Source organism: Mesorhizobium loti CJ3sym (assembly GCF_000472785.1).
GTDB lineage: Bacteria > Pseudomonadota > Alphaproteobacteria > Rhizobiales > Rhizobiaceae > Mesorhizobium > Mesorhizobium loti_E.
This window is the reverse complement of record NZ_AXAL01000001.1, coordinates 14,226-39,812: the sequence shown is the minus strand read 5'-3', so window position 1 is coordinate 39,812 and position 25,587 is coordinate 14,226. Positions and strand designations below refer to the sequence as shown.

General features: G+C 61.3%; 20 protein-coding genes and 1 pseudogene. 15 read left to right on the top strand and 6 right to left on the bottom strand.

Features of this window, described 5'->3' with window-relative positions; genetic code table 11:
• Positions 1 to 4: 4 nt before the first annotated feature.
• From A3A9_RS45600 to A3A9_RS0100135, 11 genes and pseudogenes are all read left to right on the top strand, one after another.
• Positions 5 to 682 carry a DUF930 domain-containing protein gene (locus A3A9_RS45600; protein WP_245278947.1) on the top strand — a complete coding sequence of 226 codons (678 nt, stop codon included), beginning with the start codon at positions 5 to 7 and terminating at the stop codon, positions 680 to 682.
• Positions 683 to 842: 160 nt separating this feature from the next.
• The gene (locus tag A3A9_RS0100185) at positions 843 to 1,673 is read left to right on the top strand and encodes an aspartyl/asparaginyl beta-hydroxylase domain-containing protein (RefSeq protein WP_027057006.1); all 831 of its coding nucleotides are present in this window, start codon (positions 843 to 845) and stop codon (positions 1,671 to 1,673) included.
• A gap of 246 nt (positions 1,674 to 1,919) precedes the next feature.
• Positions 1,920 to 3,575, top strand: a complete 1,656-nt coding sequence (locus A3A9_RS0100180) for a hypothetical protein (protein WP_027057005.1) — start codon at positions 1,920 to 1,922, stop codon at positions 3,573 to 3,575.
• Between the two features lie 561 nt (positions 3,576 to 4,136).
• A pseudogene (locus A3A9_RS38005) lies at positions 4,137 to 4,757 on the top strand (helix-turn-helix domain-containing protein); the annotation flags it as partial.
• A gap of 141 nt (positions 4,758 to 4,898) precedes the next feature.
• Positions 4,899 to 6,416, top strand: coding sequence for an aldehyde dehydrogenase (adh, locus tag A3A9_RS0100165; RefSeq protein ID WP_027057003.1), 1,518 nt, complete (start codon positions 4,899 to 4,901; stop codon positions 6,414 to 6,416).
• Between the two features lie 106 nt (positions 6,417 to 6,522).
• Complete coding sequence (locus tag A3A9_RS0100160) at positions 6,523 to 6,891, top strand: DUF779 domain-containing protein (protein WP_027057002.1); 369 nt, start codon at positions 6,523 to 6,525, stop codon at positions 6,889 to 6,891.
• A 32-nt stretch (positions 6,892 to 6,923) separates the two neighbouring features.
• The gene (crcB, locus tag A3A9_RS0100155) at positions 6,924 to 7,298 is read left to right on the top strand and encodes a fluoride efflux transporter CrcB (protein WP_027057001.1); all 375 of its coding nucleotides are present in this window, start codon (positions 6,924 to 6,926) and stop codon (positions 7,296 to 7,298) included.
• A gap of 60 nt (positions 7,299 to 7,358) precedes the next feature.
• Positions 7,359 to 8,339: an RluA family pseudouridine synthase gene (locus A3A9_RS0100150; RefSeq protein WP_027057000.1), complete on the top strand. Its 981-nt coding sequence runs from the start codon at positions 7,359 to 7,361 to the stop codon at positions 8,337 to 8,339.
• A 47-nt stretch (positions 8,340 to 8,386) separates the two neighbouring features.
• Positions 8,387 to 9,259 carry a DMT family transporter gene (locus A3A9_RS0100145; protein WP_051370714.1) on the top strand — a complete coding sequence of 291 codons (873 nt, stop codon included), beginning with the start codon at positions 8,387 to 8,389 and terminating at the stop codon, positions 9,257 to 9,259.
• Positions 9,260 to 9,271: 12 nt separating this feature from the next.
• Positions 9,272 to 10,063, top strand: coding sequence for an ATP12 family chaperone protein (locus tag A3A9_RS0100140; RefSeq protein WP_027056998.1), 792 nt, complete (start codon positions 9,272 to 9,274; stop codon positions 10,061 to 10,063).
• 178 nt (positions 10,064 to 10,241) lie between these two features.
• On the top strand, positions 10,242 to 12,131 hold the full coding sequence (locus A3A9_RS0100135; protein WP_027056997.1) for an MFS transporter: 1,890 nt from the start codon (positions 10,242 to 10,244) through the stop codon (positions 12,129 to 12,131).
• 80 nt (positions 12,132 to 12,211) lie between these two features.
• Here the strand turns inward: A3A9_RS0100135 and A3A9_RS0100130 are convergent, their stop codons facing one another.
• Positions 12,212 to 12,403: a DUF2735 domain-containing protein gene (locus tag A3A9_RS0100130; RefSeq protein ID WP_027056996.1), complete on the bottom strand. Its 192-nt coding sequence runs from the start codon at positions 12,401 to 12,403 to the stop codon at positions 12,212 to 12,214.
• A gap of 316 nt (positions 12,404 to 12,719) precedes the next feature.
• On the opposite strand from A3A9_RS0100130, the gene A3A9_RS0100125 reads away from it, so the two are divergent.
• Positions 12,720 to 13,760, top strand: a complete 1,041-nt coding sequence (locus A3A9_RS0100125) for a glutamine synthetase beta-grasp domain-containing protein (protein ID WP_027056995.1) — start codon at positions 12,720 to 12,722, stop codon at positions 13,758 to 13,760.
• Positions 13,761 to 13,884: 124 nt separating this feature from the next.
• On the opposite strand, the gene A3A9_RS0100120 is transcribed toward A3A9_RS0100125, so the two are convergent.
• Together A3A9_RS0100120 and A3A9_RS0100115 are read right to left on the bottom strand one after the other, a co-directional pair.
• Positions 13,885 to 15,048, bottom strand: a complete 1,164-nt coding sequence (locus tag A3A9_RS0100120; RefSeq protein ID WP_033838246.1) for a P1 family peptidase — start codon at positions 15,046 to 15,048, stop codon at positions 13,885 to 13,887.
• Positions 15,049 to 15,080: 32 nt separating this feature from the next.
• Positions 15,081 to 15,683 (bottom strand): TetR/AcrR family transcriptional regulator, encoded by a 603-nt coding sequence (locus A3A9_RS0100115; protein WP_027056993.1) that lies wholly within the window; start codon positions 15,681 to 15,683, stop codon positions 15,081 to 15,083.
• A 148-nt stretch (positions 15,684 to 15,831) separates the two neighbouring features.
• Here A3A9_RS0100115 and A3A9_RS0100110 point away from each other — a divergent pair, with 148 nt between their 5' ends.
• Positions 15,832 to 17,253, top strand: coding sequence for an APC family permease (locus A3A9_RS0100110; protein WP_051370630.1), 1,422 nt, complete (start codon positions 15,832 to 15,834; stop codon positions 17,251 to 17,253).
• Between the two features lie 674 nt (positions 17,254 to 17,927).
• On the opposite strand, the gene glnA is transcribed toward A3A9_RS0100110, so the two are convergent.
• Both glnA and A3A9_RS0100100 read right to left on the bottom strand, forming a co-directional pair.
• Entirely contained in the window at positions 17,928 to 19,337 is a 1,410-nt protein-coding gene (glnA, locus tag A3A9_RS0100105; protein WP_027028868.1) for a type I glutamate--ammonia ligase, read from the bottom strand.
• A gap of 63 nt (positions 19,338 to 19,400) precedes the next feature.
• The gene (locus A3A9_RS0100100; protein WP_006205430.1) at positions 19,401 to 19,739 is read right to left on the bottom strand and encodes a P-II family nitrogen regulator; all 339 of its coding nucleotides are present in this window, start codon (positions 19,737 to 19,739) and stop codon (positions 19,401 to 19,403) included.
• A gap of 354 nt (positions 19,740 to 20,093) precedes the next feature.
• On the opposite strand from A3A9_RS0100100, the gene A3A9_RS0100095 reads away from it, so the two are divergent.
• Both A3A9_RS0100095 and A3A9_RS0100090 read left to right on the top strand, forming a co-directional pair.
• Entirely contained in the window at positions 20,094 to 21,632 is a 1,539-nt protein-coding gene (locus A3A9_RS0100095) for a bifunctional ADP-dependent NAD(P)H-hydrate dehydratase/NAD(P)H-hydrate epimerase (RefSeq protein WP_027056991.1), read from the top strand.
• Positions 21,629 to 23,632, top strand: coding sequence for a hypothetical protein (locus A3A9_RS0100090; RefSeq protein ID WP_027056990.1), 2,004 nt, complete (start codon positions 21,629 to 21,631; stop codon positions 23,630 to 23,632). The genes A3A9_RS0100095 and A3A9_RS0100090 overlap by 4 nt, the downstream gene beginning before the upstream one ends.
• Before the next feature lie 40 nt (positions 23,633 to 23,672).
• Here the strand turns inward: A3A9_RS0100090 and A3A9_RS0100085 are convergent, their stop codons facing one another.
• Complete coding sequence (locus A3A9_RS0100085; RefSeq protein ID WP_027056989.1) at positions 23,673 to 25,205, bottom strand: acyl-CoA carboxylase subunit beta; 1,533 nt, start codon at positions 25,203 to 25,205, stop codon at positions 23,673 to 23,675.
• Between the last annotated feature and the right edge of the window lie 382 nt (positions 25,206 to 25,587).

Here is a 25,587-nt window from a genome sequence, read left to right as displayed (position 1 = left end):
AGGCTTGCGCGGCCCGGTGGTCGTCACGCTGCGAAACGAGGCTTCTCCCTGGGGCATCTCCGCCTCGGTCGTTCTCCACACGCTGCTGGCCGCCACGCTGGCCCTGATGCCGCTGCCGAAGCGGCCGAAACGGCTGGAGGAGGAGCGGGTATCGGTCGACATTCTGACACCGCAGCAGTTCGAGGCTTCGACAAGGCCGCGGCCAGCGCCAGCACCGCTTCCGGCGCCAGAGGCGCGAGCACCAACACCAACGCCACCGCCGAATGCCCCTCAAACTCAACTGCCCTATGCTCCGGCCATGATCCATCCGACCGAAATGCTGTCGGCCAAGACGCTTGCCGATCCGCGCAGCCGGCAGGCGCGCGCTGATCTCGCGACCTTCGCTTCGGACGAACGCATGGTGCAATTGTGCAATCTCGAGGCCATGGACCAGATTCGCCGCTGGCGCGCGGATTTTCAGCCGGAACGCGTCGTGCCCTATGCGACAGCTGAGGAAAAAATCGCAGGAACCACGATTGCAGCAAATGGTGCGGCTTTCCGCAGTAGCAGAAACTGGTATGGTCTGAAATTCAAATGCCAGCTCGCACAGGACGGCGAAAGCGTCATCGGCTTTGAGTTCCTGGTCGGCGATCCCGTGGCCAGGGAAAAATGGGACGAGCTTGGCTTGCCGGCGGTGCATTGACCTGATGCCGGCGGGCTCCACCAGGCAGCCGCCTGGCCACAATGCCGTGGCCGTTGTGTGGTGACCCAAAAAACCTTATCAAAGCGCACGACCGGGCGGTGGTCGTTGCCGAGACTTTGGCACCTCATTCGCAACAGGATCGCGCTCCGCGCGTGGAAAAATGACAAAAACCCTTCGCAAATCGCTTCGCAAATTCGCCATTGCCATCCCGCTTCTCGCCCTTGGCTTCTATTTCATCCCCATCCTGACGACGATCTTCATCGTTTGCGGCCTGATCGACGTGCTGCGCAACGACAGGAAGGACCTGTCGCTGTTCTCAGGCTACTTCCTTGGCAACGGCCTGTTCACCTGGCTGCTGTCGCCGTTCAATCTGCTGGTCGATCTCTTCTGCTACAGAAATCCCGGCGTGTGGAAGCTGGAGCAGTTTCCCGCTGACTATCAGCGCGAGGTCAATGAGGTCCTGGACATCTTCAAAGCGCGCAAGGACGAGATCATCGCCGACATCGACGCCAATTTCGGCGCCGGCCGACGCGGCATGTATGTCTACCAGTGGTACGGCAAGCACAAAATCGACAACGTCGCCGAGTTCAACAAGGATTTCAAATACATCAAGACGATCGCCGTTTCCGTTTTCAGCAAGCGCGAATCGACCTCCTGGCATTTCGGACCGCTGCGGCTCAGCCTGCGCATCCTCTACAATCTGGTCCCGGTGAAGTCGGAAATCTTCGTCGAATGCGGCAGCGTCAAGAATTACTGGTACGACAATCCGCTGTTCATTTTCGACGACACGCTGCTGCATCGTTCGGTCAATGAATTTGACGGCCGCCGCTACTGCGTGTTCATGGACATTATCCGGCCGTCCCCGTTCCCGGGGCTGATCGCAGGCATGCTCGCGGTGGTCTCGGTCAGCGTCGAGCGCATCAATTCGATGTTCTACAAGAACTGGAAGATGATCGGCTCGACCAAGCCGAAGAAGGTCGAAACCACCTGAACTGAGAACCCGTCAACGCTGCCGGCAGCGGTTTGCAAGCAAGCACCGCTGCCGGCTGCTTCGTGGGCCCTTTATGGGCGTGCTCCATGCTTGCGACGCGCGCGTTTCAAGCATCGGCCCATTTGGGCTCTCAACAATTCACTATATGAATCTAGTCAGAAGATTCGCTGGAGCGGCCCCTGGCGGTGTCATGGGATGGCTTCGGTTCGGTCCCGGCAGTTCTCTTCCCCTCCTTGGCGGCTTCGAGTGACAAAGAACAAGATCTTCGGATTCTGGACGGGTACCTACCTATGCACAGTGTTGATTGGGGTCGCCCTCAGCGCTGTGTACGTCAATCTCGAAGAGTCCGTCTACTATTGGGATTACGCTGCCTATTTCAACATGTTCAACCAGCAGGGCACTCTCATGGTCGAGAGCCCCTTCAAGTGGCTGAGCCAATTGAGCATCTCTATCGCGACCGAAGATTACGGCGTGGCGATCCTGGTGCCCTTGATGCCGTTTCACATCGTCTTTGGCGGTTCAAGGCTCTCCTTCGTCGCCGGGATAGTTGCGGTTTACCTGGTCCCGGCGGTTCTTTCCATCGGCCGAATAAGTTATCTGGAGGCGACCGCCGAGACACTTTCCCGAAGTTGGGTGGCGGTCTGGATTGCGGCCTTTCTATACACTCCGTTCTGGGCGCCGACGCTTCGCGGGATGCCTGATGTTGCGGGCTGTCTCGCTTTGACCGCGGCAACCTATTTTCTCTGGAAATCGAAGTTCCTGACCCGCGAACCCGTGTTGAGCGCAATATCCGTTGGCGCATGCCTGTGGTTGGCATTCATGCTGCGCCGCTGGTACGCCTATGCCGCCATCGGGATCACCGTTTCGGCGGCATTGCTGGGTTTGCTGCAGATCGCAAGGGACCGGGATTTGCCGGCCTTCCGCAACGCGGCTCTGGGCGGCGTGTGTGTGGTTTTCCTCATTGCCGCGACAGCGTTGAACTTCCAGCTGCCGCTGATCGCCAAGATCCTGCAAGTCAGCTACGCCGACCTCTACAGCGGATACAGGACAAACTTTGTCACCCAACTCGGTGAAATCGGATCCCGGCTCGGCTATGTGAACTGGGCGCTGATCATTGCGGGCCTCTACATCTCCGTTGCGCGCCGCAATGGATTTGCCCTGTTCTGCGCCATGGCCTCGGTGATCACCTTCTTGATCTTTATCCGGACCCAGGACCCGGAACGACATCACTCGCTGCCGATGTTTCTTTGGCTCTTTCCCGCCTATGCCCAGGCAATCGTCTCCATCGTCTCGGCGCCGGCCCTGAAATCACGATGGTCGAGCGCCGCCATGGCCGCTGTCGCCGGGTTGGCTTTTCTGGGCACGTTTTTTCCAGCCGGTCGTCAATTATTGTCGCCGGTTGGCTTCGTCTTCGCCAGGGAGGCCACACTTCCACTGCACCTCGACAATCTCCCCGAATACAGGCGCCTGATCGACGACCTTGTCGGCAGGATGGGACCGGAGGACCGTTTTTCGGTGTTTGCCTCGGGTCCTGTCATGAGCGATGCGCTGTTGTTCGGCATGAAACCGGACCTGTTTACGTATGTCGGGTGGATTTGCCAGGTGGACAGTCGTGATCGATTCCAGCCGGACGCATTGAAATCCAGGTATGTCGTCGTGACGGACCGCCCTGTTACGCATCTGCAGCCGGGCGCACAGATCTGCGTCACGATTCCCAACCAGTATATCTTCGAGGGCAAGGGCATCGGTGCCGCATACAAGCGCATTGCACAGTACCAATTGTCCGGCGGCGTGAACGGTTATCTCTATGAGCAGATGCGCCCGGTCAGCAAAGCCGAGATCGATGCGCTCTACAGCGAATTCAGGAAGAAATATCCAGATTGGACAACGCCGCAATGGTGACGGTTCGAGCGGGTGGCGGCCTCGAGTGACAAAGAACAAGGTCTTCGGGTTCTGGTCGGGAATTTACATCGTCAGCGCGCTGCTTGGCGCAGCGTTGACTGCGATCTACCTCAATCTCGAAGACGCCGTTTATTATTGGGATTTCGCCGGCTATTTCGACAGGTTCAACGAACAGGGCGCGCTCCTGGCCGCGAGTCCCGTTCTGTGGCTCGGCCAATTGAAAACTTCCATCGCGACGGAAGATTTGATCCTGGCGCCGCTGATGCCGTTTCACCTCGGTTTCGGCGGTTCAAGGCTTTCATACATCGCCGGGATCGTCACGGTTTACCTCATTCCCACGGCTCTTTTCATGGGAAGAATGAGCCATATGGAGGCGGTTTCCGAGGCTCCTTCATCGCGAACTTTGCTTGCCGTCTGGATCGCGGCCTTTCTCTATACGCCGTTCTGGGCGCCGACGCTGCGTGGGCTGCCGGACATTGCCGGTTGCCTCGCGCTCGCCGCCGCGACCTACTATCTCTGGAAACCAGAATTCCTCACCCGGGAACCGGTGAGTAGCGGCATACGGGCACGGTCTGGAGTGAAGATTCCGAAGGCACCAACGGCATCGGCACCTGTCTTGCCGACCAGCGCGCGCTCACCATCCATCGCGACCAGCATTTTTTCTCGCGCAACACACTGCTCAGTTGCACCACCGCGCCGATTTACGATCACGAAGGCAATCTGGCCGCTGCGCTCGATGTTTCATCCTGCCGGTCGGACCTGACCGAGGGCTTCGTCAACCTGATCGCCATGGCCGTGGGCGATGCCGCGCGTCGCATCGAGGCCGAGAATTTTCGGCTGACATATTCCAATGCCAGGATATTGCTGGCGCCAGTCGCCGAACGCAGCGCCAGCGCATTGATCGCCGTCGATGCCGACGATCTGGTGGTCGGCGCAACGCGTTCGGCGCGCCTTGGTCTTGGGATCACACAGCAGGCCTTGGCCAAGGGCCTGCCTGCCGTCGACATCCTCGGCGGCTCGGCCAAGGCAACTGAAGACCTGGATGAAGCCGAGCGTGGCGTGGTGCAGCGCGCCATGGCGCGCGCCGAAGGCAATGTCTCGGCGGCGGCCGGCAGTCTCGGAATTTCGCGGGCGACCTTGCACCGCAAGCTTGCCCGTTTCGGCATTCGCCGACCGCACTGAGCTTTCCGGTTCACGACTGTCGCAGATCTGCGACAGTCGGCCACGGCGAGTGGCCGGCCAGGCTGACAAGCCGGATACCATCGGCAACTGTTCACAGAAGACGCGTCACATTCCGTGGCGCTGCTTCTTGGGAGGAAGACGATGAACAAAGTTGAATTTTCCCGCACGGCCAAGATTCCCTTCGCCAAGCGATACGACAACTATATCGGCGGCAAATGGGTCGCCCCGTCATCGGGACAGTATTTTGAGAACATATCCCCGGTAAACGGCCGCCCGCTGGGCGAGATCGCTCGCGGCAATGCGGCGGATATCGAACTGGCACTTGATGCCGCCCATAAGGCCAAAGACGCCTGGGGCAGGACCAGCCCGGCCGCGCGCGCGTTGATCCTCAACCGGATCGCCGACCGCATGGAAGACAATCTCGATCTGCTGGCGCTGGCCGAGACCTGGGACAATGGCAAGCCGATCCGCGAGACGACCGCCGCCGATCTGCCGCTCGCCGTCGATCACTTCCGCTATTTCGCCGGTGCTTTGCGCGCTCAGGAAGGCAGCCTGTCGCAAATCGACGAGGACACCGTCGCCTATCATTTCCATGAGCCGCTGGGCGTCGTCGGCCAGATCATTCCCTGGAATTTCCCGCTGCTGATGGCCGTGTGGAAACTGGCGCCGGCACTTGCCGCCGGCAATTGCGTTGTCCTCAAGCCGGCCGAGCAGACGCCCGCCACCATCATGCTGTGGGCGGACCTTATCGGCGACCTGTTGCCGGACGGCGTGCTCAACATCGTCAATGGCTTTGGCCTGGAGGCCGGCAAGCCGCTCGCTTCGTCGAACCGCATCGCCAAGATCGCCTTCACCGGCGAGACCACGACCGGCCGGCTGATCTCGCAATATGCCAGCCAGAACCTGATCCCGGTGACGCTGGAACTCGGTGGCAAGTCGCCCAACATCTTCTTCCAGGACGTGACATCGCAGGATGACGACTTCTTCGACAAGGCGATCGAAGGCTTCGTCATGTTCGCGCTCAACCAGGGCGAGGTCTGCACGTGCCCCAGCCGGGCGCTGGTGCATGAGAAGATCTACGACAAGTTCATGGAGAAGGCGCTGAAGCGCGTTGAGGCGATCGTCCAGGGCGATCCGCTCGACCCGGCGACCATGGTCGGTGCACAGGCATCGAGCGAACAGCTGGAGAAGATCCTGAGCTACTTCGACATCGGCAAGCAGGAAGGCGCCCAGGTGCTGATCGGTGGCGAGCAGAACCATCTGCCCGGCGATCTTGCCGGCGGCTATTACGTGAAGCCGACCGTGTTCAAGGGCCACAACAAGATGCGCGTCTTCCAGGAGGAGATTTTTGGGCCGGTGGTGTCCGTCACCACCTTCAAGGATGACGACGAGGCACTGTCGATCGCCAATGACACGCTCTACGGCCTCGGCGCCGGCATCTGGAGCCGCGATGCGAACCGCTGCTACCGCTTCGGCCGCGCCATCCAGGCTGGCCGTGTGTGGACCAATTGCTACCACGCCTATCCTGCACACGCGGCGTTTGGCGGCTACAAGCAATCCGGCATCGGCCGCGAGAACCACAAGATGATGCTCGACCACTATCAGCAGACCAAGAACATGCTGGTCAGCTACAGCCCGAAGAAGCTCGGCCTCTTCTGAGAGCCTCCCGAGGCAGCGCATGATCCTTTCCGAGGGATCATGCGCGCTCCACTTGGAAGGCGAGGCTCACGGGCCTCGACTTGATCCATTCACGAAGGAGGACGGCATGCTCGACAAGGCTTCCCTCGGAAAAGTCTCGGCGACGCCGGAGGCCAGGGCTTTTCTGGCAGAAATCATCGCCGATCACGGTCCGGTGCTGTTCCACCAGTCGGGTGGTTGCTGCGACGGCTCCTCGCCGATGTGCTGTCCCCAGAACGATTTTATCGTCGGCGACAATGATGTGATGCTGGGTGAGATCGGCGAGACGCCGGTCTATATCAGTTCTTCGCAGTTTGAGGTTTGGAAGCACACCGACCTCATCATCGACGTGGTGCCGGGCAGGGGCGGCATGTTCTCGCTCGACAACGGTCGTGAGCGGCGATTCCTGACGCGCTCGACCGTCTGTGCAATTCCGGGAGCGCCGTCAGGGGATTGACGCCACTGCCCCGGCAGGGGCAGAAAACGACAATGTTCAATCTGCTTCTCGTGGTCGTCGGCGGCGGCATCGGCGCCGGCATTCGTCATCTCACCAATATGGGTGCACTGCGCCTTTTCGGCCCCAATTATCCCTGGGGCACGATCGCCATCAATATCGTCGGCTCCTTTGCCATGGGCCTGTTCATCGCCACGCTGATGCGCCGTGGCGGTTCGAACGAGCTCAGGTTGTTCGTCGCCACCGGCATCCTTGGCGGCTTCACCACGTTTTCGGCCTTTTCGCTCGATTTCGCGACGCTGTGGGAGAGGGGAGCCACGCTGCCGGCATTTGGATACGCGCTGGCCAGTGTTATTGGCGCCATTATCGCCCTGTTTCTGGGACTTTGGCTCGCAAGAAGCCTGCCTTAGTGCTATTGCCGCGCAAAGTGCGGGCAAAACCGTGCTCGGAAACGGATACGCGAAGACAAAATGGCAGGCGTTGAACAGATCACGGTGGAAGCCGGCGAGGCGGGCATGCGGCTCGATCGCTGGTTCAAGACCCATTTCCCGGGCCTCGGCTTCGGACACCTGCAGAAGCTGCTGCGCTCCGGCCAGATCCGCGTCGATGGCGGCCGGGTCAAGGCCGACAGCCGCGTCGAGCCTGGCCAGGTGGTCCGTGTTCCGCCGCTCGAGGTGGACAAGAAGGGCGAGAGCGCGCTGACCGGCCACTCGATCCGCAATCAGGGCGATGCCGACGTTCTGGCGAAAATGCTGATTCATGAAGACCCGAAGGTTTTCGTCTTCAACAAGCCGGCAGGCCTTGCGGTGCAGGGCGGTTCCGGCGTCACCCGCAATGTCGACGACATGCTGGAAGCCTGGCGCAGCCCGAAGGGCGAGAAGCCGCGGCTGGTCCACCGGCTCGATCGCGACACGTCGGGCGTGCTGGTCGTCGCGCGCACCCGGCTTGCCGCCATGAAGCTTTCCGAGTCATTTCGCGCCCGCGAGACCAAGAAGACCTACTGGGCCTTGGTCAAAGGCGTGCCGCCCAAGCGCGAGGACAAGATTTCGACCTGGTTGATCAAGGAGCCGACCGAGGACGGCGATCGCGTGCGTGTGGCCGCGCATGGTGAAAAAGGCGCCGACCATGCCGTGTCCTACTACCGCATCATCGAGCAGGCGGCGCAGACCATGACTTGGCTGGAAATGGAGCCTTATACGGGCCGCACCCACCAGCTTCGCGTTCATGCCGCCTATATTGGTTGTCCGATCCTCGGCGACCCGAAATATTTCGAGGCCGACACCAACTGGGATTTCCCTGGTGGCATTCAGAACCGCCTGCATCTGCATGCGCGCCGCATCATCATTCCGCATCCCGACAAGGGCGTCATCGATGTCACCGCGCCGATGCCGCCGCATATGCGCCAGAGCTGGAACCTGATCGGCTTCGACGACGCCAGCGCGGAGGATTGATCTTGAGCGGCGCCGCCGACGCGCTCGATCGGCGCGACACAGTCGACATGGCCGCCGCCGCCATCATGGTCGGCCTGACCTTTTCCTGGGGCCTGAACTACGTCGCCGCGAAAATCTCCTACATCGGCTACGACCCGGTCTTCCTGTCGATCGCGCGCTCGGTCATCGGCGGCTTCTGCGTCTTCCTCTGGTGCCGCTGGCGCGGCATCGCGCTGTTCACGCGCGATGGCACATTGCTGGCCGGCATCCTGGTTGGCGTGCTTTTCGGCATCGAGTTCCTTTGCCTCTATGTCGGCCTGGAGCACACGACCGTTGCCCGCAACACGCTGCTGGTCAACACAATGCCGTTCTGGATGCTGGTTGGCGGTCACTTCCTGCTTGGCGAACAGATCACCTTGCGCAAGTTCCTTGGCCTGCTGCTGGCCTTCGCCGGCCTTGCGGCCGTCTTTTCGGATAAGCTCGGCGACAGCGGCGACATGCTGTTTGGCGACTTGCTGAGCCTTGGCTCCGGGTTTTTCTGGGCGCTGACCAATATCCTCATCAAGCGATCGAAACTGGTTGAGGCGAGTGCCGAAAAACTGCTGCTCTACCAGCTCGCGGGCGCGGCGGTCGTTGGTATGCTGGTGATGCCTCTTGCCGGTCCGCCAGTTCGCGATCCCACGCTGTTGGCTACGTCGGCCCTGCTGTTCCAGGCGATCTTTATCGTTGCCTTCACCTATGTCCTGTGGTTCTGGCTGCTGCGCCGCTATCCGGCCTCCGGCCTGTCCAGCTTCACGTTCCTGTCGCCGGTTTTCGGTGTTTTGTGCGGCGCGATCATCTTGAACGAGCCGCTGACCATTCGCATTTTCCTGGCACTTGGCTTGATTGCGGCGGGCCTGATCATCGTCAACCGGTCGGCTCGCAAGCTGACCCCGGTGTGAGTGAGGTTCTTCATGCGTGACATCCTCCAAGACCTCGAAGCGGGCAAGTATCTTTCCGATCCGGATCCGGTGCGTCGCGCCCAGATCCAGATGAAGACACCGCTGCCCAAGCGCTTCTACAAGACCGTTTCGGTTGCGCCGGTGGAAGGCGGTTTTGCCGTGCATCTCGACGGCAAGCCTGTGCGCACGCCGGGCAAGGCGCTGCTGGCGCTGCCGACCGAAGCGGCTGCAACGCTGGTTGCAAACGAGTTCGCCGAGCAGGGCGAGACGATCAATCCGGTGTCGATGCCGGTGATGCGCCTGGTCAATACCGCCATCGATGGCGTCGCCAGCGATCCGCAGGCGGTGCTGGAAGACATACTGCGCTTTGCCTCGTCCGATCTGCTCTGTTACCGCACGGATGCGCCGCAAGGGCTGGTTGAGCGGCAGAACGAGCACTGGGATCCGGTCATCGATTGGGCGCGTGCCGCACTCGGGGCGCGCTTCAACCTTGCCGAGGGGGTCATTCATGTCGAGCAGCCGCGCGAAACCATTGCGGTGCTGGGCGTCCATCTCAGCCAGCGCGCCGAGCCGCTGCGTCTGGCCGCCATCCACGTCATGACGTCGCTGACCGGTTCGGCACTGCTGGCACTCGCCGTCGATACGGGCGAGCTGGACGCGGAAGCGGCCTGGGCCGCCGGTCATGTCGACGAGGACTGGCAGATCGAGCAGTGGGGGCAGGACGCCGAAGCCGTCGCGCGCCGTGCATACCGCAAGCGCGACATGATGGCTGCAGTTGGCCTTCTGGAAGCGCTCAAGGTCTGACCTCAGGCCCTTGCCGCACTGCACCTAATACCAAAGTCATAATCCCATTGTCGCTCTGCCGTTGGCGGGCGCTTTCTGTCATTTTTTCCGTGATGGCTCGGCATTTCGAGTCCGCGTTCGGAGGAGAGCGCGGATTTTGCCTGGCATCGAGGACAGGGTCTCACGGGAGGACAACTCAATGGCAATTGCATCAACCGCCGGCGGAGCAAGCCGCGGCATGACGCGAGAGGAGAAGAAGGTCATCTTCGCTTCCTCGCTCGGCACCGTTTTCGAATGGTACGACTTCTATCTCTACGGCTCGCTGGCAGTATTCATTGGTTCGACCTTCTTCAGTCCGACCATTCCCGAAGCGACGCGAAACATCTTCGCCCTGCTGGCTTTCGCCGCCGGCTTCCTGGTGCGCCCGTTCGGCGCGCTGCTGTTCGGCCGTATCGGCGACCTTGTCGGTCGCAAATATACGTTCCTCGTCACCATGTCGATCATGGGCCTGTCGACCTTCCTGGTCGGCCTGCTGCCTGGTTATGCAAGCTGGGGTATTGCCGCTCCAGTGATCCTGATCATCTTGCGCATGCTGCAGGGGTTGGCGCTCGGCGGTGAATATGGCGGTGCTGCGACCTATGTGGCCGAGCATGCACCTAACGATCGCCGCGGGTTCTATACATCATGGATCCAGACGACGGCGACACTCGGCCTTTTCCTGTCGCTGATCGTCATCTTGATCGTGCAGGCGTCGCTGAGCAAGGAAACCTACGCCGCCTGGGGTTGGCGCATTCCCTTCATCGTTTCCTTCTTGCTGCTCGCCGTGTCAGTCTGGATCCGCCTGTCTCTCTCCGAGTCTCCGACGTTTCAGAAGATGAAGGACGAAGGCAAGGGTTCGAAGGCGCCGCTCTCGGAAGCCTTTGGCCAGTGGAAGAATGCCAAGATCGCGATCCTGGCGCTCCTCGGTCTCACCGCAGGTCAGGCCGTGGTCTGGTACAATGGCCAGTTCTACGCGCTGTTCTTTCTGCAGAACGTGCTCAAGGTCGACGCGCAGTCGGTCAACATCATGATCGCCATCGCGCTCGCCCTCGGTTCGATCTTCTTCGTCGTCTTCGGTTGGCTTTCCGACAAGATCGGCCGCAAGCCGATCATTATGGCGGGTCTCGCCTTGGCGATCGTCTGCACCTTTCCGCTGTTCAAGGCGCTGACCTGGGCCGCCAACCCAGCGCTCGCCAACGCCCAGAAGAACACGCGTGCGACTGTGACCGCCGCGCCAGGTGACTGCAAGTTCCAGTTCAACCCGGTCGGCACCGCCAAGTTCACGACGTCCTGCGACATTGCGACCTCATTCCTGACCAAGAACTCGGTGCCGTACGACGTGTTGTCGACGGCTCCGGCCGGGACGGCTGCGTCGGTCAAGATCGGTACAGAGACGGTGGCATCCTACGATGCGGTCGCCGCCGGTGATCAGGCCAAGGCCAAGGACGCGGCCTTCGTCAAGGCCGTCAACATGTCCCTGCAGGACGGCGGTTATCCGCTGAAGCGCGCGGCGATCAAGGTTGCGGATCAGAAACTCGATGCCTTTGTCGCTGCCAATCCTGAACTCAAGCTCGACGCAGCCGCGATCCGCAGTGGCGAAAAGGCAGCGGTGCCGACCGACCAGGCGGTCAAGGACAAGCTCTTGACCGCTGACGAGGCAGCGGGCGCGCCCGAGGTCACCGTCTACAACATACCGGGTGGCGGCGCCTTTGCCATGTTCGCTGACCCGGCCGGGATCAACTGGCCGATGACGATCGGCATCCTGTTCGTCCTGATCCTTTTCGTGACCATGGTCTATGGGCCGATCGCGGCGATTCTGGTCGAAATGTTCCCGACCCGTATCCGCTATACCGGTATGTCTCTGCCCTATCACATCGGGAACGGTTGGTTCGGTGGTTTGCTGCCGGCGACGGTGTTCGCGCTCAGTGCCTATAAGGGCGACATTTACTACGGCCTTTGGTACCCGGTGGTGATCGCGGCGTTCACGCTCGTCATCGGCATGATCTTCGTCAAGGATACGCTTGGCACCGACCTGCACTCCAAGGAGTAGCCTACGGATCATCGGTCAATGAAAAGCCCGGCGTGAGCAATCACGCCGGGCTTTTCATGTCTGAGACCTGAAGAAGCCGATCAGCTCTTGCGCTGATTTTCTTCCTCGACTGCCGCTTCGTGATACCAACCGTCAAAATCGGCGTGCGTGTTATGCAGCGAAGCGACCTCTGCCGCGAATTTCGCCTTGGCGCCTAAATTTGAGGCAGATTTGCGCGCTGCCAGAGGGAACATCAGAATTTTTGCCGACGGACGGGAGAGAGCGACTTCCATGGTCGGTCTCCTTTCTTCTTCAGGAGATTGTCGATTCAACTTTCCAAGAAGATAGGTCCTGCGATTCCTTTAGGCAATATGCCTAGGAAAAGATCATCATTTGCCTATGATTTGTGCATTTTGTGTCTCTGATCGATCTCGATCCAGTGATGAGGCGGCTCAGCAAATTCAGCGCGATATCACGGCCATTTTGCCGCACCCGCTAATGCCGGAGTGGCACACGATTTGCATTTTAGGAATCGGCAGCGCCGGCTGCTGACGGACGACGCATGTCGACGCCGTTTGGTGTTCGGTGAACAAGCAACGAGAGGCTAGAATGACGAAATACAAGCTCGAGTATATTTGGCTCGATGGGTACACCCCGGTCCCCAACCTTCGCGGCAAGACGCAGGTCAAGGAATTCGCCGAATTCCCCACCCTCGAAGAGCTGCCGCTGTGGGGCTTCGATGGTTCCTCCACCATGCAGGCCGAGGGCCACAGCTCCGACTGCGTGCTTAAGCCAGTCGCGGCCTATCCGGACCCGACCCGCACAAATGGCGTGCTGGTCATGTGCGAAGTCATGATGCCCGACGGTGTGACGCCGCATGCCTCCAACAAGCGCGCCACCATCCTTGACGACGAAGGCGCCTGGTTCGGCTTCGAACAGGAGTATTTCTTCTACAAGGACGGCCGCCCGCTTGGCTTCCCGGAGACCGGCTATCCCGCGCCGCAGGGTCCGTACTACACCGGCGTCGGCTACAAGAACGTTGGCGATGTCGCGCGCCAGATCGTCGAAGACCATCTCGACCTCTGCCTTGCCGCAGGCATCAACCATGAAGGCATCAACGCCGAAGTGGCCAAGGGCCAGTGGGAATTCCAGATCTTTGGCAAGGGCTCCAAGAAGGCCGCCGACCAGATGTGGATCGCCCGCTATCTGCTTCTGCGCCTCACCGAAAAATACCGCATCGACATCGAGTTCCACTGCAAGCCGCTCGGTGACACCGACTGGAACGGCTCGGGCATGCATGCCAACTTCTCGACTTCCTATATGCGCGAAGTCGGCGGCAAGGCGTATTTCGAATCGCTGATGGCGCAGTTCGACAAGAACCTGATGGACCACATCGCCGTCTACGGCCCGGACAACGACAAGCGTCTGACCGGCAAGCATGAGACCGCGCCGTGGAACAAGTTCAGCTACGGCATCGCCGACCGTGGTGCGTCGATCCGCGTGCCGCATTCCTTTATCAAGAATGACTACAAGGGCTATCTGGAAGACCGTCGCCCGAATTCGCAAGGCGACCCCTACCAGATCGCCTCGCAGATCCTGAAGACGATCTCGGAAGTTGCGACCGACGCGAAGGTTTCGGCCGCTGCCTGATTGTTTTCGCGGCGGGGATCGCAAAGGTCTTCGCCGAGGAGAGACAACCGATTAAGAAAGGCCCCGGCGCAAAACGCCGGGGCCTTTTTCGTGATGCTCGCGCAAGGCGTCTAGCTTGCCGCCTTCAAGCGACGACAGCTCTGCGTGCTTTCAATGCCGCCAGCACCTTCGCATGCGGCAAGGCAGGGCTGCGGTTGCCGTCGCGGCCGACCATCTCGCTGTTGGCGACGAGCGCGTTGAGCACTGCCTCCTCGGTCGCCTGCACGACGGCGGCATAGAAATCGTCCATGCGCCCCCACGGAATGAAATCCATGCGGCTATAGCTCTCTTCGCTGGCCGGGCCTTTGGGAAAGCGGCCGTTGAGCGCATCGCGGTTGGCGGTTGAGAAGCCGAGGAAAATATCGCCGGAGAAATGCGAGCCTGTGGTGCCGGTCCGCGCCAGGCCGAGCGGCACGCGCCGGGCCAGCGCCTTGCATTGGCCCGGCAAGAGTGGCGCGTCGGTGGCAATGATGCCGATGCAGGAGCCAGCGCCCGTCGGGCCACCCCGGAAGTACGCCTCCATCGGGTTGTCGTCGGTCAGCTGTTCACCAAGCGGTACGCCGGCGATGGTGAGTTCGCGCCGCGACCCGAAATTGGCCTGCAGGAAGACGCCGACCGTGTAGGAGCGATGGCCGTAGTCGACGATCCGTGAGGCCGTACCCGAGCCGCCCTTGAAGGCATAGCAGTTCATGCCTGTGCCGCCGCCGACCGAGCCTTCCTCAATGCGCCCGCTCGCGGCGTTGTCGATCGCGGCAATCGCATGATCGACCGTGACATGCGAGCCGTTGATGTCGTTGAGATAGCCGTCCCAGGTTTCGGCCACCACCGGCAGCAGCCACTGGTTTGCGACATCGGGCTTGTTGCGGGCCACCCAGTCGATGGTACCGCGATGGCAGGGGCCGACGGCATGGGTGTTGGTGATCAGGATCGGCAGGCTGATGCTGCCGGCCTCCTCGATCCACGATGCGCCGGTCATTTCGCCATTGCCGTTGAAGGAATGATAGCCGGCGGCGCAGGCGACGCCGACGCCGTCATGGCCGAGAGGCAGGATGGCCGTCACCCCGGTGCGCACCGGTCCTTGTCCATTGAGCTTGCCTTCGCCCTTGATGATTGTGGAATAACCGACCAGGACGCTGCGGACATCGGTGATGGCATTGGCGGGGCCGGGCGTGCCTTGCAAGGGGATGCCGAGCGCGCGTGCCCGCGCTTTGCCGGCTGGCTTGGTGGTCTGGGTCGGCAATTGGTCCATGCTTGGGTTTCGCTCCGTTGATATAAGCCGGCTCAGCGAAGGCTGCAGCCGGTCGCAAGCTCGGCATAGCTTGTCAGGATCGCCAGCGCCGAAGCCTGGTCGACCGCCGGCACGACGTTGACGAGATGCAGCCCCAGCCCGTCCTCGAGCACTACAAGGCTGCGCGCGATCGTCTCGCTGGTGGCCTGCAGTTTGAAGATGCCGGTCGCGGCACCAGCCTCCAGAATGCCGACATAGATCGACACCTGCCGCTCGAACAAAGTGATGTGACGTGCTGCATAGCTCGCATCCGAGCGTGAATAGGCGCCGAGCTCGAGCAGCAGCCGGCAGAGCTGATCATCCGCGTCGGTAGGCAGCCCGTTCTCGATCATCGTCTTCAGGCGCAGCCTGGGATCGGCGATCTCGGTGACCGACGCCGCACGTATCGTGCAGAACCGCTCGACAGCCTTGCGCTGCACATCGTCCAGCAGGTCCTTCAGGCCGGGATAGTAATAGAGCAGGGCGCTCGAACTCATCCCTGCCTCACTGGCAACGTCGCGCAGCGTGACGCCGGCAAGGCCGCGCCTGGCAATCATCGATTCTGCTGCCGCGACCAGCGTCAGGCGGCGATCGGTCTGGGTTTTGGGTCGTCCCATTTTTTGTTTCCTGAACAGGATTCAGTTTAAAACAAGCGTGCGAAATTTTGCAAGCGCAAATGCACCATATTTGTTGACGATATCTGACTCCATCGATAGGTTCCGCTGCGGAGGATAATTTTTATCTAATTAAAAAAAGGGGAGGACGATGTCTACAAACGAAGCAACAACAAGGGCGACTGACAAGGCCGCGCCAGCGGCCAAGGGTCTGGACCGGGCGCTCAATGCGCTCGGCACGCTGATGATCGTGCTGTCGGCCGTGACGCCGGCATCCTCGGTGTTCATCATCGTGCCCGGCGTCATCGCGCTCGCCGGCACCGGCTCATTCCTGAGTTTCGTCATTGCCGCGATCATCGGGCTGTTCATGGCCTTCGTCTATGCCGAACTGTCGTCGGCCTATCCGATGGCCGGCGGCGAATACACCATGATCGGCCGCACGCTCGGCCGCTTCTGGGGCTTTGTCACGCTGGTGCTGGTGTTCGTCTCGATCGTGCTGATCGTTGCCGTCATCGCGCTTGGTGTCGGCACCTATCTCGGTGTGCTTGTTCCCAACCTCAGCCCGCAATGGGTCGGCGTGGTGACGATCGGGCTAGCCGGTACGGTCGCGGCCATGCGCATCAAGCTCAATGCCTTTGTCACCGGCATCTTCCTCGGCATCGAAATGCTGGCTCTGTTGGTCCTGACCGGGCTCGGCTTCGCTCATGTCGAGCGGCCGCTGTCGAGCCTGTTCACGTCGCCACAACTTCTCGATGCCACCAACACGCTGGTGCCGGCGTCGGCCGGGATCATTCTGGCAGCCACTGCCGTTTCGCTATTCGCCTATAATGGCTACGGCGCGGCCGCGTATTTCGGCGAGGAGACACAGGACGCCAAGCGCAACATCGGCAAGGTCGTGGTCTGGGCGCTTTTGATCACCGTCGCGGCGGAACTCATTCCGCTGACGGCCGTGTTGCTGGGGTCGCCGGATGTTGCAGCATTGCTCGCCGCGCCCCAGAAGATAGAATATTTCCTCGAGGCGCGTGGCGGTCACGCGCTGACGGTGCTGATCAGCCTTGCCATCGCGGTTGCCATCTTCAACGCGGTCATCGCCATCATCCTGCAGGCGGCGCGGCTGCTGTTCAGTTCCGGCCGCGACAAGACCTGGTTCGGCCCGATCAATGCCGCGGTCGCGTCCGTTCATGGCAGCTACGCATCGCCATGGATTGCCACCATTGTCGTGTCGGTACTGGCGGCGATCGCCTGCTTCATCGACATCAACCTGCTGCTGGTGGTCAGCGGCACCTCGCTGGTGGTGATCTACGCGCTTCTGTGCGTGGCGGTGTTTGCCGGGCGCCGCAACGGCACCACGGCTGGCGGGCACTACCGCATGCCCTTGTTTCCGGTTCCGGCCATCCTTGCCTTCGTGGCGCTGGTCTATGTCGCCTACCAGAACCTGCTCGACGCCGCCTTCGGGCGCCCGAGCCTGATTGCAACGCTTCTGATCATGGTCGTGGCGGCGATCTACTATGTGCTGGTGCTGGCCAGGCGAACGGACTGGAACCTGCACGGCCCCGACGAACTTGCCGGATAGGCGTCACCCTCCGACGGTCTGTCCCTGCAAGAACTTCGGCTTCGGCCGGGGTTCTTTTTGCCGTGCTGGCCCGGCGGAGCGAATTCCCCCAAAAAAAGTCAGGTTGAAAAGGATCGGGCAAATTCACCTGATGGAGAGGCTTTTGGCTGACGCTCCTGGCCACCATTGGTGCTGTGCGTTTCCGTGTTCCCTGAAAAAGCCCGGAAAACAGCCTGTTTCAGGTCGTCCGTACACCAATGATCAGTTATATAAGCCTCTGATCAAACACCGAAATCCACGTTCGACACCTCTGGCCGGCGGCGTTGACAGATCACGCCGCGGCATGCGTATTCGTGGCCGGGGTTACGCCAAAGCGGTGCTGTTCGAACGGGGCGGGGTTTCTTGAACGACAGCATTGGCGGGGGCGCCGGACGAGCGGGCATTGCAGCCTGAGGCAGTGCGCCGCTCGCTCCTGGCGATCGATTGCGCTCGATAGACGCCGGCCAGCCTCATTTGCGGCTTCTGCTGGTGGCCACAGGCCCAGGCAAGTCCAGCTATCTAACGATCCCAGAAACCAGAAGAGAGTGCCCGTTGTTGCGCGGCCGGCCGCGCGATCTATAGCCATTGGGTGACAGCAAAAAGCCCTTGAAGGCGGAAAACCTTCAAGGGCTTTGCATTGTTATCCCAGCAGGATCTTAGACCGAATAGTACATGTCGTACTCGACTGGATGCGGGGTCATTTCGAAGCGCATCACCTCGGCCATCTTCAGCTCGATGTAGCTGTCGATCTGGTCGTCGTCGAAGACGCCGCCGGCCTTCAGGAAGCCGCGGTCCTTGTCGAGGCTCTGTAGTGCTTCACGCAGCGAGCCGCAGACGGTCGGGATCTTCTTCAGCTCCTTCGGCGGCAGGTCGTAGAGATCCTTGTCCATCGGCTGTCCCGGATGGATCTTGTTCTTGATGCCATCGAGACCGGCCATCAGCAACGCGGAGAAGGCGAGGTAAGGGTTCGCGCCGGGATCGGGGAAGCGGACCTCAACACGCTTGGCCTTCGGCGACGAGCCGAACGGGATGCGGCAGGAGGCCGAGCGGTTGCGTGCCGAATAGGCGAGCAGCACCGGCGCTTCGTAGCCGGGCACCAGCCGCTTGTAGGAGTTGGTCAGCGGGTTGGTGAAGGCGTTGACCGCCTTGGCGTGCTTGATGACGCCGCCAATGAAGAACAGGCAATTCTCCGACAGGCCGGCATATTCATTGCCGGCGAAGGTCGGCTTGCCACCCTTCCAGATCGACATGTGGACATGCATGCCCGAACCGTTGTCGCCGAAGATCGGCTTCGGCATGAAGGTTGCCGTCTTGCCATAGGCGTTGGCGACCTGGTGCACGACATATTTGTAGATCAGCATCTTGTCGGCATTGCGCACCAGCGCGTCGAACTTGATGCCAAGCTCGTGCTGGGCGGCAGCGACTTCGTGATGATGCTTTTCGACGCGCACGCCCATTTCGGCGAGCACGGTCAGCATCTCCGAACGCATGTCCTGCGCGGAATCGATCGGCGGCACCGGGAAATAGCCGCCCTTGACGCGCGGGCGGTGGCCGAGATTGCCGGTCTCGTAGTCGGTGTCGTCATTCGACGGCAATTCGGTGGAATCGAGCTGGAAGCCGGTGTTGTAGGGATCGGCCTTGTACTTGACGTCATCGAAGACGAAGAATTCGGCTTCCGGGCCGACATAGATGGTGTCGCCGATGCCTTCGGCCTTCATGTAGGCCTCGGCCTTCTTGGCCGTGCCGCGCGGATCGCGGTTGTAGGATTCGCCCGAGACCGGGTCGAGAATGTCGCACAGGATGACCATGGTCGACTGCGCGAAGAACGGGTCCATGTGGACCGTGTCCGGATCGGGCATCAGCACCATGTCGGACTCGTTGATGGCCTTCCAGCCGGCAATCGAGGAGCCGTCGAACATGACGCCGTCGGCAAACATGTCTTCCTCGACCTCGACGACATCCATCGTCACGTGCTGCAACTTGCCCTTCGGGTCGGTGAAGCGCAGGTCGACGAATTTCACGTCGTTGTCCTTGATCTGCTTCATGATGTCTTTGGCTGTCGTCATGTCATGTATCCCTGTTTGATGACGTTTTTTTTGATGGATGACGTTTCTTCGGAGATGGCCGGGTCAGACCGCGTCCATTCCGGTTTCGCCGGTGCGGATGCGCACCACTTCCTCAATGTTGGAGACGAAGATCTTGCCGTCGCCGATGCGGCCGGTCTGGGCCGCCTTGCGGATGGCTTCGATCGCGCCTTCGACAGCATCGTCGCCGAGCACGACCTCGATTTTCACCTTGGGCAGGAAATCGACGACATATTCGGCGCCACGATAGAGTTCGGTGTGGCCCTTCTGGCGCCCGAAACCCTTTGCCTCGGTCACGGTGATGCCTTGCAGTCCGGCCTCCTGAAGCGCTTCCTTCACTTCGTCGAGCTTGAATGGCTTGATGATCGCTTCGATCTTTTTCATGTAAAAAGTGGCCTCCACTGCCAAAAAACGGGTTTTGACCCCCCGCTTGCGCCTCTTTCAAGCACGAACTGTGCCAGATAGACGGATTCGAAGCGGTATCATATGATTTCAAAGCCGCGCCACGCCGGGATGCACTTTCGCGTCATTCGCTGCACCGGATGCGGCATGGCTGCTGAAGCCCGATCGGTTGCCGCCCTGCTGTCCGCACAAAAATTAGGCGTATCGCCCATATTGCGGGCAACTCTGCGCCTGCGACATCCATCTGAACGGTATGGCGGCAGATCGTTGCAACTCCTCCTGTTTGCTTCGAACCACAAACTGGACAATGCTTGATCGAATGCGGATCGGCAATCCATGAGCAACGAACTTCTTTCTCCCGCCCAAATGAGTGAGGCGGACCGGCTGACGATTGCCGCCGGCGCAATCGACGGTATCGGCCTGATGCGCCGTGCCGGCGAGGCGGTCGCGGCCGTGGTGCTGGCGCGCTATCCCACAGCGATGCGCGTCCACGTATTGTGTGGCCCCGGCAACAATGGCGGCGATGGCTATGTCGTGGCCCTCATTCTGGCCGGCAGCAGCGTTGCCACGACGGTGTGGGCAAGCGGCATGCCGAGGCGGGAAAGCGATGCGGCCCTCGCCGCGGCGGAATGCCCGATCAAACCGCGGCCATTGTCGGAATTTGCCGCCGAAGCCGGCTCTATCGTCGTCGACGCGCTTTACGGGGCAGGGCTGTCCAAGCCGCTGTCCGGCGATGCCGCCAGGGCGGTCGATATTGCCACGGATCTGCATTTGCCGGTTGTCGCGATCGACCTGCCTTCCGGTGTTTCCGGTGACAGTGGCAAAGTGCTCGGCAAGGCACTTGACGCCGACGTCACCGTGACCTTCGCTCGCAAGAAGCACGGCCATCTGCTGTTGCCGGGTCGGGAGCGATGCGGCGAGATCGTGCTCGCCGATATCGGCATTGGCGACGACATCATTGCACGCCTCCAACCCAGGACGTCAGAGAACAAGCCGGCAAACTGGCTGCGCCGTTTCCCAGTGCCGGCAGTCGACGCGCACAAATACAAGCGTGGCCATGTCGGGGTCTTTTCCGGCGGGCCGAGCGCCACCGGGGCGGCACGGCTGTCGGCGCTCGCGGCAGCTCGCAGCGGAGCAGGGGCGGTGACCGTGCTGTCTCCCGGCAACGCCATGCAGGTCAATGCCGCCCACCTGACCTCGATCATGCTGCGCAAGACCGATGACGTCGCGGACATAGTGGCGTTTGTCGGCGAACGCCGGCCTTCTGCCTTTGTCCTCGGGCCTGGCTTTGGTGTTGGTGAAAGAACGCGGACCTTCGGGCTCGCGCTCCTTGCCTCCGGCCAGCCACAGGATGCTTCCGCACGGATCGATGGCCTTGTATTCGACGCCGACGCGATCACCTCGTTTCGCGAGGCGCCAGATGTCTTGTTCGAAGCCGCGCATCGGCAAGACGCGCCCGCCCTGGTGATGACGCCGCATGACGGAGAATTCGCCAGGCTGTTTCCTGACATCGCTGGCGACATCACCTCGTCCAAGCTGGACAAGGCGCGTGCGGCGGCCGCACGTGCCAATACCATTATTGTCTACAAGGGCGCCGACACGGTGATCGCCGCTCCCGATGGCTGGGCGGCGGTCAATGCCAACGGCGCAGCCTGGCTTGCGACCGCAGGATCAGGTGACGTGTTGTCCGGCATCACCGCCGGGCTGCTGGCGCAAGGCATGCCGGCGTTCGAGGCGGCCTGCGCTGCGGTATGGATCCATGCCGAAGCCGGCAGCCGGTCCGGCCCGGGGCTGATTGCCGAGGACCTGCCGCTGGCGCTGCTGCCGGTGCTGCATGAACTGGTCGAAGCAAGGCAGAAAGTGCCTGTCGGGTGAATTGGTTCGCGCTCGCCGTTGCGGCCATCATCGCGCTGTTCGCGTCGAATGGCGTGCGAGCTGGGCAGCCGGTGACGATCGTCGATGACCCAGCGGTGCTCGCCACCCCCGATGCCAAGGACTACGGCTTCGCCGCACTTTTTGGCGCGGTGGGCGAGGGCGATTTGAAAACCCTCTACGACAAGGCGCCAGCCTATCATGCGATCGTCGATACCGTGGCATCAGATATTGCCACGCTGCGCGCCGAGATGAAGGCCGGCGGACGGCCGCTCTACGAGGTGACCGACGGCAATGTCGGTCGCATCATGGATATGCGCTGGCTGAAGACCGAAGTGGCGCGCTTCCGGCTGGTCGGCGTCGTCAACCGGCTCGACCGTCGCGACTTTGCTGTCGTGCTGGGTGAGAAGAGCTGCGGCGAGGTCCGTTTCATCTACCGCCTGGCCTACAGTTTCCGGAAGAACGGCAAGCAACTGGCGTCGCGTCTGCCGTTCAATTTCAATGCGGTCTACAGCGTGGCACCCGATGCCGATGGCGGCTGCGTCGGCATCGCCGGGCGCTGGACGCCGCAACTGGACGAGACCGTCGATGCCGGCTGGCTGACCGGCGGACCGCTGGAGAAAGCCGGGCTCACCTTCAAGCAACTTGAACTCAACGCGCAGGTCGTGCGCTTTCCCTCGGGCCAGGAGACCGAATTCGGCGGGCAGGCCGCCTACCTCATGCGGATACTCGGCATCGATGGCGCGACTATCAGCGAGAAGCCGCTGGAGAACACGCCTGACGTCGCGCGGCTCTCGGACGATGCGGCGCTGAAGAAAAGGCTCGCCGACTATGTCAGCGCCAATGTCACAGCGGTCGATCTCGGCGTCTATGAAATCCCCGACGAATTCCTGGCGAAGAAGGTGATCTCGTGGTCGACCTTCGGCAGCGCCAGACAAGCCAACCATCCGTTCGCGCCGTTGTTCCAGCCAGCGGATTTCGCCGGTCTGGACTATACGGCGCTGAAACTGGTGCGCACGCCGGAGGCGCTGGTCGAGCGGCTGGACAATGGCGCCTGCCAGGGTTGCCATCAGGCAGGCTCCACCGCTGGTTTTCATTTCATCGGCCTCGACGACAAGACCACGTCGCCTTTGAACCGCGTAGAGGTCGGCATCTCGCCGCATCTTCACGCCGAAATCCCGCGACGCGTAGCCTGGCTGCGCGCAACGCAAGAGGGCAAGGAGCCGAACCGCTACCGGCCGCTGTCCTTCGCGCCACCCGCCACATGGATTGATAACGGCGACATCAACTACGCACCAGCCGGGATGGCGATGCCATGCCTGATGCCGGAAGATGCCGCCCGCTTCGGTGCGACCTGGCAATGCGGCGGCGGCACCGTGTGTACGCCGCTGGCAACCGCATCAGGCGTGCGCACCACTCTGGCGCAGTGCCTGTTGCCCAAGGACAGCCCCAAAATGTTCTCGGGCCATCCCTGCCTGACCGGGTCGATTGCCAGCAACGCGGCGCAACCCTTCAACGACCGCTACAGCATCACGGGTCAGTTCGCGGCCTTCGCGCCGGATGTCTCGCGCACCGCCTATACGTGCCGCCCGCCGAAGATCGGCGTGCCGGCCGGCATCGCCTATCGCGGCTGCGACGACAAGGACCGTTCCTTCGCAGCCTTCAAAGCCGGCAAGCCGTTGCCGAACGAGATCTGTGGCTTGGTCGGCGGCAAGAAATTCGACATCTGCGTGGCCACCAACAATTTCGATCAGTGCCTCGGCGGCGCGGTCAATCGCGGCAACCGGCCAGCCTGCGATGCCGAGCATTTCTGCCGCGAGGATTATATGTGCCAATCAATGCCGCCCGACACGCCGGGCATTTCAAAAGTGAAAGGCATCGGCTTCTGCTCACCGACCTATTTCATCTTCCAGATGCGCATCGACAATCACGCAACACCATGGGCGAGCCCTACCAGCACCACCGCCACGGGCGCGGGGTTCGGGGCGGCTGAGGATGAGTGAGTGCTCGACAGCTATCTCTGACAGACGCCCATCTCTCGCCTCATAGCGGAATGTTATCGTGCTTCTTCCAGGGGTTCTGCATGTCCTTTTTGCGCAGCATGCGCAGCGCGCGCGCGATACGGCGGCGGGTCGAGTGCGGCATGATCACCTCATCGACATAGCCGCGCTCGGCGGCGACAAAAGGCGACAGGAAGCGATCCTCGTAAGCCTTTGTATGGGCTGCGATCTTTTTCGCGTCACCAATGTCCTTGCGGTAGATGATCTCGACCGCGCCCCTGGCGCCCATCACCGCGATCTGCGCCGTCGGCCAGGCATAGTTCATGTCGCCGCGAAGGTGTTTTGACGCCATGACGTCATAGGCGCCGCCATAGGCTTTGCGGGTGATGACGGTGATCTTCGGCACGGTTGCCTCGGCATAGGCGAACAACAATTTCGCGCCGTGCTTGATCAGCCCGCCATATTCCTGCGCGGTGCCGGGCAGGAAGCCTGGAACATCGACGAAGGTGACGATAGGGATCGAAAAACAGTCGCAGAAGCGCACGAAACGGGCCGCCTTGCGGCTGGCGTCGGAATCGAGAACACCGGCCAGCACCATCGGCTGGTTGGCGACGAAGCCGACCGTGCGGCCCTCGACGCGCCCGAAGCCGGTGACGATGTTCTTGGCGAAATTCTGCTGGATCTCGAAGAAGTCGCCTTCATCGGCAACCTTCAGGATCAGTTCCTGGATGTCATAGGGTTTGTTGGCGTTGTCGGGGATCAGCCGGTCGAGCGACAGGTCGTGGTCGGTCACCGACTGGTAGCATTCGATCTCGGGAATCTCCGACGTGTTCGAAGCAGGCAGCAGATCGACCAGCCGGCGCATCTGCAAGAGCGTCTCGACATCATTGTCATAGGCGCCATCGGCGATCGAGGATTTCGTCGTGTGCACCGAGGCGCCGCCGAGGCTCTCGGCCGTGACCGTCTCGTTGGTAACGGTCTTCACCACATCCGGCCCGGTGACGAACATGTAGGAGGTGTCACGCACCATGAAGATGAAGTCGGTCATGGCAGGCGAATAGACGTCGCCGCCAGCGCACGGGCCCATGATTACGGAAATCTGCGGAATGACGCCGGACGCCAGCACATTGCGTTGAAAGATCTCGGCATAACCGCCAAGAGCTGCCACGCCCTCCTGGATGCGTGCACCGCCGGCATCGTAGAGGCCGATGATCGGTGCGCGGTTGCGCAGCGCCATTTCTTGAACCTTGATGACCTTTTCGGCGTGCGCCTCCGACAGCGAGCCGCCGAACACGGTGAAATCCTTGGCGAAGAGGTAGACCGGGCGGCCGTTGACCGTGCCCCAGCCGGTGACGACGCCATCGCCGGGGATCTTGGTCTTTTCCATGCCGAAATCGGTCGAGCGATGTTCGACATACATGTCGAACTCCTCGAACGAACCCTCGTCGAGAAACACCTCGACGCGCTCGCGCGCGGTAAGCTTGCCCTTCTTGTGCTGGGCGTCGATGCGCGCCTGGCCGCCACCCATGCGGGCGATCTCGCGCCGGCGCTCGAGTTCCTTCAGCACATCCTTCATCGCCCGGTCCCCACATGAAAGCTGCATTTGTGGTAATGATGCCCGCCGGGGAGCGCAAGCGTTGGCTTTTGGTCCGTTTTTGCTGCGTTGCAACATGACGCCCCTTGCATTCCGGGGCGAACTCAGCCATATGCAGCCCATAGGCGCTTGGGCCGGGAGATTCCGGCCTTCTCGACAAATGAGACTGGTTGCGTCTGTTTTCCCTCTTTCCGGCAAATCGGCCCCCGATTGGTTGGCAAGGCGGTGAAAAAGCCCCGTGGCATGATGCCTGCGGGCACGACAGCGCAGCCGAGTGGACGTTACCGTCCGCCCGCCTTGTCGTTTCATATCAAATTTTTCGACGGCAGGTTGCGCCCTGCCGCCATCGATGTTTGCGGCCAAG